This is a genomic window from Frankia sp. CcWB3 (genome assembly GCF_977927595.1).
In genome coordinates, this window is the sequence record NZ_CDWRCK010000320.1 from 1 (window position 1) to 2177 (window position 2177).

At 75.8% G+C, this 2177-nt stretch carries 2 protein-coding genes; both read left to right on the forward strand.

The genetic code is table 11. The annotated features are described in order from the left end of the window. Window positions 1-735, forward strand: a 735-nt coding sequence (locus tag ACY5KJ_RS18330; protein WP_462203939.1) for an LppP/LprE family lipoprotein, incomplete at its 5' end; no start/stop codon positions are given. A 311-nt stretch (window positions 736-1046) separates the two neighbouring features. Next, on the forward strand, window positions 1047-2177 hold a 1131-nt coding region (locus tag ACY5KJ_RS18335; protein ID WP_462203940.1), incomplete at its 3' end, for a serine/threonine-protein kinase.

The window sequence follows — 2177 nt, forward strand, 5'->3', positions numbered from 1 at the left end:
GAGGACGACGGGTGGCGTGTCGGGCTGGGCAGAGGCAGAGGCAGAGGCGGGAGCGGGGGCGACGGGCGGCGTGGAGCCGCCGTGGCGGTGGCCGCGCTGCTCGCGATGCTGCTCGGTGGGGGCCTCGCGGCGGCCCTGGTGCTCAACCGTGGCGACGACACGCCCACCGTCACGGGGTCGACGCCGAACCCGCTGGCGACGGGGGGGACGGCCGCCGGGACGACGGGTCCGCCGCAGGCCGCCGCGCCGCCCGCCACGACCGGGCCCGCATCGGCGCGGGCGCAGGCGTCGGCGTCAGCGAGCCCGACGCCGGTGGCGACCACGGCGGCGAGCCCGACGGCGACCACGGCGACGCTGTCCGCCGCCGACGCCGCCGCCACGGTGCGCCGGAAGGGCTATGAGCCGGACATGAGCACCTACGCGGCCGGCCGGCGACTGAACGTCGTGATCGGCACCGGCCAGCCGGCCGGGGACACCCCCCGGCAGCTCGCCTTCGTCTTCGCCGACGGTGAGTACCGTGGTACGGACACGAAGGCACCCAGCGCGCACATCACCCTCCAGCGCCAACGCAACGATCATGAGGTCGTGCTGCGCTATGCCACCTACGACCCGCGGGACCCGGTCGATGCCCCATCGGGCCACGCCGACGTCCGCTTCCGCTGGACCGGCACGAACTTCTCCACCCTGGACAAGATTCCACCGAGCGACCCGAATGTCTCCGGCAGCCGACGGTAGGGCCGCCATCCGCCGGGGTCCGGGTGGCGGCGGGCGGTGCCGGGTGGCGAACCCGACGCGCCCGCCTCCGCGCCCAGCCGCACATCGCTGCGCTGGAAGCATTACGGTTCAGGGTTAGGGGTCTCGCGGGGCCGTGAACGCCGTGAACGCCGTGGACACCGGTGGGCGCGGGCCGGCGGCCACCGGGCCCCGGCCCGTGCCCACCGCCGACGAAGGAGTGAGCTTTCGGGTGAGCCCCGGCATTCCGAGTCTCACGGCCGGGCGCGCCGCCGGGCGCAGGACCGGGCGCGGCGACCAGAACAGGCGGCACGATGCTGACCCCGCTTGTTGACGACGACCCGCGCCACGTCGGCCCGTTCACGATCCACAACCGGATCGGCGCTGGCGGCATGGGCACCGTGTACCTCGGTTTCAACGCCGACGGCCGGGCCGCCGCGGTGAAGGTTCCCGACGCCCGGTTCGCTGACGACCCCGAATTCCGGGAACGGTTCCGCCGCGAGGTGGCCGCCGCCCGCCGGGTGCACGGCCGGGCGGTCGCGGCGGTGCTCGATGCCGATCCCGAGGCCACGTCGCCGTGGCTGGCGACCGAATACGTGGAGGGCACCAACCTCGCCGACGCGGTGCTGCGCCACGGCCGGCTGGAGGAACGGCTGCTGCACGGCTTCAGCGTGGGACTCGCCGACGCGCTGATCGCCATCCATGCCGCCGGAGTGGTGCACCGCGACCTCACGCCCTCGAACATCCTGCTGGCCTGGGACGGCCCGAAGGTCATCGACTTCGGCATCGCGCGGGCCTCGGGGATCCCCAGCCACACCCGGACCGGGATTCTCATTGGCACGCTGGCCTGGATGGCGCCCGAGCAGCTGCGCGGGGAACGGGCCGGGCCCCCCGCCGACGTGTTCGCCTGGGGCGCCTGCGTGACGTACGCGGCGACGGGACATCCGCCGTTCGCCTCCGAGCAGTCCGACGTGCTGACCAGGATGCGCGAGGACCGACCACCCGACATCGCCGGCGTGCCGGCGAAACTCGCCCCGCTGGTGCGCGCATCGCTCGCCCGTCGGCCGGAGGAGCGCCCGAGCGCCGCCGAGCTGGTCCGCCGCCTGGTCTCGGACTCCGCGGTCCGCACCCCGGCCGATGCCGACCGGGCTGCGGCGCTGGCTCTCACCCCCTGGCAGGCCCGCCCGCCGCTGAGCGCGGGGCCCGGCAACGGCGGCGGCAACGGCGGCGGCGCGCCGCTGGACCCCGACCAGCCCGATCAGCCGACCCATCCCCTGGCCAACCGGCCGACGCCACCGCCGGACGACGACCAGTCGTGGCGCACCGTCCCGGTACCCCGCCGGGGCACGGACGGCTCGGTGCAGGATCCCGCCGACGGCGGCGCAGCCGGCCCGCCGCGACACGCGGCGGACGGCGGGCTGCTCGGCCGGCTCCCGGCATCCTGG